Origin of the sequence: Microcystis sp. M079S1 (assembly GCF_020246425.1) — a bacterium.
Classification (GTDB): domain Bacteria; phylum Cyanobacteriota; class Cyanobacteriia; order Cyanobacteriales; family Microcystaceae; genus Microcystis; species Microcystis aeruginosa.
This window is the reverse complement of record NZ_JADBSZ010000301.1, coordinates 1-7,651: the sequence shown is the minus strand read 5'-3', so window position 1 is coordinate 7,651 and position 7,651 is coordinate 1. Positions and strand designations below refer to the sequence as shown.

At 40.3% G+C, this 7,651-nt stretch carries 11 protein-coding genes and 2 pseudogenes; 1 reads left to right on the top strand and 12 read right to left on the bottom strand.

The window, feature by feature from the left end:
- The 9 genes and pseudogenes from IM456_RS19445 to pdxH form a co-directional block, all read right to left on the bottom strand.
- A pseudogene (locus IM456_RS19445) lies at positions 1–306 on the bottom strand (DUF3782 domain-containing protein); the annotation flags it as partial.
- Between the two features lie 123 nt (positions 307–429).
- Entirely contained in the window at positions 430–618 is a 189-nt protein-coding gene (locus IM456_RS19440; protein ID WP_147069483.1) for a hypothetical protein, read from the bottom strand.
- 83 nt (positions 619–701) lie between these two features.
- Entirely contained in the window at positions 702–923 is a 222-nt protein-coding gene (locus IM456_RS19435) for a hypothetical protein (protein ID WP_287691833.1), read from the bottom strand.
- A gap of 27 nt (positions 924–950) precedes the next feature.
- Positions 951–1,444 (bottom strand): annotated as a pseudogene (locus tag IM456_RS23410) (PIN domain-containing protein).
- Entirely contained in the window at positions 1,428–1,718 is a 291-nt protein-coding gene (locus tag IM456_RS19420) for a UPF0175 family protein (RefSeq protein ID WP_002760519.1), read from the bottom strand. Before IM456_RS19420 ends, IM456_RS23410 begins: the two are co-directional and overlap by 17 nt.
- 82 nt (positions 1,719–1,800) lie before the next feature.
- Positions 1,801–2,070 (bottom strand): type II toxin-antitoxin system RelE family toxin, encoded by a 270-nt coding sequence (locus IM456_RS19415; protein ID WP_002739840.1) that lies wholly within the window; start codon positions 2,068–2,070, stop codon positions 1,801–1,803.
- The gene (locus tag IM456_RS19410; protein ID WP_002739617.1) at positions 2,063–2,311 is read right to left on the bottom strand and encodes a type II toxin-antitoxin system Phd/YefM family antitoxin; all 249 of its coding nucleotides are present in this window, start codon (positions 2,309–2,311) and stop codon (positions 2,063–2,065) included. Before IM456_RS19410 ends, IM456_RS19415 begins: the two co-directional genes overlap by 8 nt.
- A gap of 992 nt (positions 2,312–3,303) precedes the next feature.
- Positions 3,304–4,209 carry a hypothetical protein gene (locus tag IM456_RS19405; protein WP_287691829.1) on the bottom strand — a complete coding sequence of 302 codons (906 nt, stop codon included), beginning with the start codon at positions 4,207–4,209 and terminating at the stop codon, positions 3,304–3,306.
- Between the two features lie 408 nt (positions 4,210–4,617).
- Positions 4,618–5,262, bottom strand: coding sequence for a pyridoxamine 5'-phosphate oxidase (pdxH, locus tag IM456_RS19400; protein WP_104398377.1), 645 nt, complete (start codon positions 5,260–5,262; stop codon positions 4,618–4,620).
- 51 nt (positions 5,263–5,313) lie between these two features.
- Here pdxH and IM456_RS19395 point away from each other — a divergent pair, with 51 nt between their 5' ends.
- Positions 5,314–6,084, top strand: coding sequence for a segregation/condensation protein A (locus tag IM456_RS19395; RefSeq protein ID WP_272082005.1), 771 nt, complete (start codon positions 5,314–5,316; stop codon positions 6,082–6,084).
- Positions 6,085–6,281: 197 nt separating this feature from the next.
- On the opposite strand, the gene IM456_RS19390 is transcribed toward IM456_RS19395, so the two are convergent.
- The 3 genes from IM456_RS19390 to grxC all read right to left on the bottom strand — a co-directional run bounded on the left by IM456_RS19390 (position 6,282) and on the right by grxC (position 7,469).
- Positions 6,282–6,584: a HigA family addiction module antitoxin gene (locus tag IM456_RS19390; protein ID WP_149986652.1), complete on the bottom strand. Its 303-nt coding sequence runs from the start codon at positions 6,582–6,584 to the stop codon at positions 6,282–6,284.
- An 88-nt stretch (positions 6,585–6,672) separates the two neighbouring features.
- Positions 6,673–7,167: a tRNA adenosine(34) deaminase TadA gene (gene tadA / locus IM456_RS19385; protein WP_149986651.1), complete on the bottom strand. Its 495-nt coding sequence runs from the start codon at positions 7,165–7,167 to the stop codon at positions 6,673–6,675.
- The gene (gene grxC, locus IM456_RS19380; protein WP_002751734.1) at positions 7,152–7,469 is read right to left on the bottom strand and encodes a glutaredoxin 3; all 318 of its coding nucleotides are present in this window, start codon (positions 7,467–7,469) and stop codon (positions 7,152–7,154) included. Before grxC ends, tadA begins: the two co-directional genes overlap by 16 nt.
- Positions 7,470–7,651 lie beyond the last annotated feature (182 nt).

Below are 7,651 nucleotides of genomic sequence, written 5' to 3'. Positions count from 1 at the left end.
TTCCATTGAAGGAAGGGCAAGTCCTTCGGTAAAGCTGCCGAATTTGGCCCCGAGTCCCCCAATTTGTTTGCCCAGTTCTTTGAGTTGTTTGTCAGTTTTCTGCTGTTGTCGGTCAGTTTCCTTGAGTTGTCGGTCAGTTTCCTTGAGTTGTTGGGCGTTTTCCTTCTGTTGTTGACTAACTTCCTTCAATAGTAGGTCAGTCTCCTTCAGTTGTTTGTCAGTTTCTTTTTGAGCAGCAGTCAATTCGGCTTGAGCAGTCGCTAATTCGGCTAAGAGTCGCCATACGTCTTCTGATGTAGTTGCCATAGATGATTTTTTCCCGATGTCACCTATTCACTATTTTATTGGATTTCTGTGCTTGCCGAAGGCACTGGGGAGCAGACTGCTGATTCAATTGGGTAAGGCAAACCCTAATTAGTGAGAGGAGAATCACCACCACAACCGACTCACCTCCCTAATCCCTTGATACACTTCTCTTAAGGCAACCTCTCCCCCAAAATGAAGGATGAAAGGGACTAAATTAGGAATAGTTTCGAGGAAATTAGAACGAGTGAGAGTACCCAAAGCATGAAGGGTTTTTTCCCAGAAGGATAGATCAACATGGTTAGGCGTTAACACCTGAGTTATAATTAGAACGAAAATTAACTAAGGCAGTTGTTCTCAAATGAAATTAAAGGAGAGGATATTGGTGTCACATAAAATTATCGTTTTTCTTCTCGCCATGCTGCTTGACGGATAGATTCAGGGGTGATATTTCTGTCTTCCCACAATCCTGCTAGGGCAAAGAAATCTTGCTCGTTATCAGATAATGTTGTTTGATCTTCGATGATTTCTACGGAGTCAACAAAATCTAAAGCAGTTAAAATTTTAGAGAGTGTTTCTGCTTTTTCTTGGTCACGAATGTGTACGATTAGTTGTTTCATGGTAGTTTATTTTGTATTGATTTGGTATTAATGATCATTGTCTAATTCTGTTTTTAGCCAATTAAGAATCGGAGAACTAATACGAATTCCATAATCAACTAACTGTTGTGATAAATCTAAAATTTCTTGTTTAGATAGATAACCTGCATAAAAACCAACCAAGAGAATTCCTAATGTTCCTTTGACGGGTAATTCCATAGCTTTGGCAACTCTTCTTGCTAATTTCTCATCTATAATTACCAGTCTGGTTTGATTGAAATTGCCAAGAGAATAACTTCTAATTCTCCTCGATCTAATCCTATTAATAGCGGTTCAAGAGGAGATGATGATGCAACTTCTTGAACTTGAATCCAATTGGCATTTTTGAGTTCTTTTGCCCCCGGTTTATTATCTCCAGCGATGACAATTTCTTGATAAACTGCCCAAGGAATAATCACTTCATTAAATAGCTGATTAAGAAGATCTAATTGATTAATCAAAGATAAGGCGATGATCGGTGTAGAATTAACAATTATCTTCATTCTCTTGGATTTTTTGGGCTAATTTACGGCTGGTTTGTATTTCTGATTCCCATTCTTCTGCTGTGTAATCAATAATGGAAAAACCATACTCAGAGAGAAGTGTATAAAATGTATATTTATCGCAGCCTAATACTTGTGCGCCGATTCCTGCTGAAATTTTTCCTTCTTGATAAAGATGCCCTAATGTATAAATGATAACTTTACGAGAGAATGTTTCTTTTTCTTCTCTGGCGGCAATGAGAAGTTCTTCGGGAAATGTTACGTTAATGTTCATGAGTGTTTAAAGATAATTTGTTTTTCTTGATTTTAGCAGGAATAATATCGCTAATTAATTGATGGTTGATAATTAAGATTCTCTATATTGTTCTCTTTAGTTGTTTATAAATTTCATCATCGTTTCGTTTGTCAATCAGCAAGATTTCTAGTGTTTGCTCCTCAACACGATAAACGATTCGATATTCACCAATATCGGCTCTATGATAGGAGTATCCTTTTAACTTTAGAGAATCTTGGGGATAGGGATTTGTTCTCAGTTCGGTTATTTTTGTGGCTACTTGTTTGGCGTGTTTATCTGGCAGTTTTTTTAAGCGTTTAGTTGCCTGTCGAGATAGGTTAATCTTAAGCATTTAAAATTTCTGACAGTAAAGCCTCACTTTCTGTTGTTCCGATAAAACCTTCTTGATGAGCTTTTTCTGCCTGTAAAGCCAAAAGTTGATTTTCTAACTCGGAAAATCTCTCAAATTCCTCGATTGACAGCACGACTGCAACATTACGTCCCTTTTTTGCTATCTTTACTGGTTCTCTTCGAGCCAAGTCTAACAGTTCGCCAAAGCGATTTTTTGCTTCTGAGGCTCCTAATGTTTTCATAACTAACCTTTATAGAAACTAGCCATTATGACCATTTTAGCTATTATAGCAATTATTGACAGGAGAATCACCGCCACCAGCGACTAACATCCCTAATACTTTGATACACTTCTCTTAAAGCGACCTCCCCCCCAAAATGAAGGATTAAAGGGACTAAGTTGGGAATAGTTTCGAGGAACTTACGACGAGTGAGAGTACCCAAAGCATGAAGGGTATTTTCCCAGAAAGATAAGTCAACATTAGCAGGGGTTAATGTGGCTGTTAATGCTTTTAATACGTCTGCACGCGGGTATTCAGACCCAATCGTTCTGGCAATTTCTAAGGGTTTCGGGTAACACTTCCGTTGACATACTCCGCGCCGTGAACGGACGTGGATTCTTCTATCATCGCTGATTAGAATTTCTGGCTCAACGAGTTCGCTTAAATCAGACCCCTTGCGGTATCTAACCCAGAGGCGAGTCTCTCCTCAGACTTTCGCGACCTTACAGAAGCCTGTTCTCGTATGCCCTACGATACAGTTCAAAACCTCTAAAATAATTGGTTTCTCTGGTACTTGATGCTTAGAGCTTTTACCCATAAAAGCAATCCTTTATGGAACCCTATAACTCTAGTTTTCAAGGTGCGCCTATCGATTAGATAGCTAGGTTTTTAGAGCGGTTGAATACCTTATCCGCTATGGTCTAGCATTATACATCATAAGGGGAATTATTTCCACCACCGACTAACATCCTTAATACTTTGATACACTTCTCTTAAGGCGACCTCTCCCTCAAAATGAAGGATTAAAGGTACTAAGTTAGGAATAGTTTCGAGGAAACGAGGACGAGTGAGAGTTCCCAAAGCCTGAAGGACATCTTGCCAGAAAGATAAGTCAACATTAGCAGGGGTTAATGTGGCGGTTAATGTTTTTAATGCCTTTGCACGGTAGTATTCAGACCCAATCCCTCTGGCAATTTCTAAGGCTTCTGGTAAGATTTCGGATAAATAAAAAACTAACCACGTCGTCTATAATCACTCCATTCAGGAAACTCAGAAAGATATTCTTTATTGATTCCACGGATGCAAATGTATTCACCCTGAATCCAGACTATTGAAATTCCAGAAGTTGACAGTGGCGATTTCCGTAAAATCAACCAAAACGGCAAGCACAATAGGGCAAATATTACTAAGCTGTAATGTACATTAACAGCAGCCATAATTATCATAAAAATTACGCACGATAAAATCGTATCTGTTAATAATCTGTGCTGTTTTTTAACTTCTTGAGAAAGTCCAAAAGTGATTTTTTCGTATTTTGTCATAGCAAAATTTGCAATGAGAACCAGTATTATTCCAATCCTAGTCACCAAAATTAACAAAAACCAGTGAGGATTAATGAAGGATAAAGTATGTTCTTCTTTTCCCGTTACCGGGCGATTGGTTTTGATACAGCGATTTGGTAGAGATGCCCCCCGCAACATCACCAGATATCCATCATACTGCCATATTCTCTTTCCTTTATCTTTAGGAATACAGTAAATATCAACGGGTTCATTGTTTAAGTTAACCTCAAAATTCACCAATAACCCCACTCTGGGAAATTCTTTTTCGTCCTTCCAATCGGAGTTTGTGAACTGGTATCTTGTCCCGTCATTGCCTCTGATAACCCCTGTATTATTAGAGATGTCGAAGCGTAAAATAGTTCCTTCCATCTGCCAAAAATCCTTGAGCAAAACCTTATTTATTTCTTCTAAGTATATCGTAAAAAGCTGATCCGCAAGAGGAACATAAGTTTCATATTCTAATACTTCGGGTAAGACTTCAGGTAAATGGGGAGCTAACCCTGTCAATATCAATGCCCTTGCACGGTGGTATTCATTCCCAATGGCTCTGGCAACTGCTAAAGCTTCGGGTAACAAAGCAGGGAAAAGATAGGGACTGATTGCGATAGGAAGAAGATTTTAAAGAAGCGGATATAACGGGTTTAGGTTCAGGATCAAGACCGTGTTTTTCTAATATCTCACACCATTCGGGATTGTCATAAACCCTGGCCAAAGATTCAGCTTCTAAAGATGCCGGACGATCTCTAATCGGCTGTTTAGATTGTACCCCAATCACTAACCCATTATAAACAATTGCTGATCTATCGTTTTTCTGAGACTTTAGGGCAGAGAGATTGCCTTTATCCAATTGACATAATAGCCCAACCCGATCGCTAAGGAAAGCGCGGGTTGGGAAAAGACATCGACCTAGTATTATCTCAAGACTAAAATGACAAATTGAATTAGTATCGAGCTATTTTGCTAATACAAGGTGTCAAGATCAAACTAAGGGGCTAAACGTTGCCTTTGCCAACTGCCATCTTCTTGACGATAATAACAGAGACGATCGTGAAGACGACTGGGGCGACCTTGCCAGAACTCGATTAAACTAGGAATTAGGCGAAAACCGCCCCAATGAGGAGGACGGGGAACTTCACGACCAGCATATTCTTCTTTTAGTTCTGTCAGGCGTTTTTCGAGGATATACCGCCCGGAAATCACTTCACTTTGATTGGAGGCCCAGGCCCCTAAACGAGATTCCCAGGGACGGACAAAAAAGTAATTATCCGATTCCTCCTCGCTGATTTTTTCTACAGTTCCCTCAATCCTAATTTGCCGTTGCAATTCTCCCCACCAAAACACTAGGGCCGCATTGGGATTGGCGATTAATTCCTGTCCCTTGGCGCTTTGGTAGTTGGTAAAGAGAACAAAACCGCGAGGATCGAAGTCTTTTAACAGTACCATGCGGGCCCGGGGTTTACCCTCCGGGGAAATAGTGGCTAAAGTCATAGCGTTGGGTTCCAATCTTCCCGAAGATACCGCCCGTTCTAGCCATTGTTTAAATACAATGAAAGGATCGGCAGATGTTTCGGACTCTAGCAATTCTTCAAGATTGTAGTCCAAGCGCAGGTCAGCGATCGATATGTCCATGGTTTTGCTTGCTAAATTCTATCCTTTGAGATCCTACAAGATTCTACAATCATGACTATCACCTCGGCCAGTGATGCGATCGCCTCTCTTTTAGAAATGGCGGAACAGGGAGAAATTGACCCCTGGGATGTGCAGGTTATCGATGTGATCGATCGCTTTTTGGCAGAATTGGGGTTATTAAATGATCTAGATTTAGCCATGGCCCAAGCTAATTTACCCCAATCGGGACAGGCTTTTTTATGGGCTTCTATGTTAGTTTTATTTAAGGCTGATACCCTAGAAAGATTGTCTTTGGAACAGCAAGAAGAAAGTCTGATTGATGAGGAAATTAGCGAGTTAGAACGGGAATTAAGAACTTTACCCCGTTATCTAGAAAATCATATTCGCCGTCGTACTGCCGCCCCACCACCGCGAAAAAGACGGGTAACTTTGCAGGAGTTAATCACTCAATTACAACAGATTGCCCTAGAGATTGAAGCTTTACCGAAACTGCCTGTAGTTGTCCCGAAACCCCGTCCTCAATCCCGACGGGAAGCGGTACAAATTATCACGGAATTGGCCCACCAAGAAAACCTGACGGAATTGGCAGCGGAACTGGACTTTTTTTTGCAGAGAAAGTTTTTTCAATTGGAGAAAAAGGAGATAGAGTTTGAGTATTTATTAGATTTATGGCAAGCAGAAAAGCCCTCTAGTCACTCGGCAACACAGGAAAAGGTGGCGATTTTTTGGGCTTTACTTTTACTGGCTTCTCAATCAAAAGTGGAATTAAAACAGGAGGATTTTTATCAGGATTTAACTATTGCTTTAATTAGGGTTTGCTGAAAAAGTTTTTTCTAGAGGCAGGGTGTGCGGTGTCGGGTGTGGGGTTTTAAGCTAAGACGCATTTTAACCTCCGATCCTTAGATTAGCTGAATCTCCCTCAATCCCTTTAATGTTGCCTTTTGCAAGAGTGCAAGAGTGCCTCATCTCAACAAGTAATTTAAATGTGCGGGCAGCTTAATTATAGAATTCAAGAGAATTTATCCTGAAGACAGGGATTGATAAGGAATAATTTCTTCGAGGGTATTTCCTAACTTTTCCCTCGCTAGATCTAACTCATAGGCTTTTTGTAAATTCATCCAAATTTCTGCCCCTGTATTAAAAAAACGCCCTAATTTTAAGGCAATATCTCCCTTGATATTTCCTTGTCGCTTGAGAATTTGCTCAAGTTCATTCTCTGGAATATTAACTCTTGTGGCAAGCTGAGAAACATTAAGATTAATCTGCTCTAATTCATCAGCTAAAATTTCCCCAGGGTGGATAGGACTTTTCCAATTATTCATCGTGAATTTTGCTTAAGCTCAACGGATTTAGTATCATCAAGATGAAGTGTAACCTAATTTGATATTGACTCCTATCTCCCTGACTCCTTTAAACATTTCTTTTTTTCTCAAACCATGTTTGTAATAATTCCCCCGATTCCTTGGCTAAAATTCCCGCGATTACCGGTAAACGATGGTTAGAAAAAGGACTATCAATAAAATTAGCCACAGTGCGGATAACTCCTGTTTTGGGATCGTCAGCACCGTACACTAATAATCCTAATCTAGCCTGAATGATTGCCCCAGCACACATGGGACAGGGTTCGAGGGTGACGTAGAGGGTACAATCATTTAAGTGCCAATTGCCTAAAACCTGACTAGCGGCACGAATCGCCAGAATTTCGGCGTGAGCGGTGGAATCATGGTGTTTTTCCTTGCAATTAGCCCCTTGAGCGATTAAATGTCCCTGTTTATCCACGATAACCGCTCCCACAGGTACATCACCCCGATCCCCCGCAGTTGCCGCTAAATTTAAAGCTAACTGCATCCATTGCCGATGTTTCTCATAGGCTTTTTCATCAATAGACTTTAGATAGTCCCACATTTAGCCAGTAAATTATCTAATTTTTTCTGACCATCCAAAGCATACAAATCATCACAACCACCGATATGTTCATTATTAATAAAAATCTGTGGTACACTGCGTTTACCGTTGGACCGTTCGGCCATGGCTTGACGAGCGCTTTCATCCCCATCAATCTTGTATTCGGTGTATTTTACCCCTTTCCAACCCAGCAACCATTTAGCACGAATACAGTAGGGACAAGTTGCCCAGGTGTAAATTTCCACATTGGCCTTGATATTCTCGTTATAACGCCCAAAAAGCGAGTTAAATAGATTTAGCATCGTTCTTACTAAGTAGTTAGGTGTTAAAAACTGTCAGATGCCCCCCTTATTAAGCTATCCATTAGTCACATCTTTCTTAACATAAAATTTGACAAAAAGAGAAAAGTGTGCCAGATGGCTCAAGGGGGTTCTATGGGGGAACTAATTTGATGAGATAGTTTCCAAGTCTCGCTGATATCATG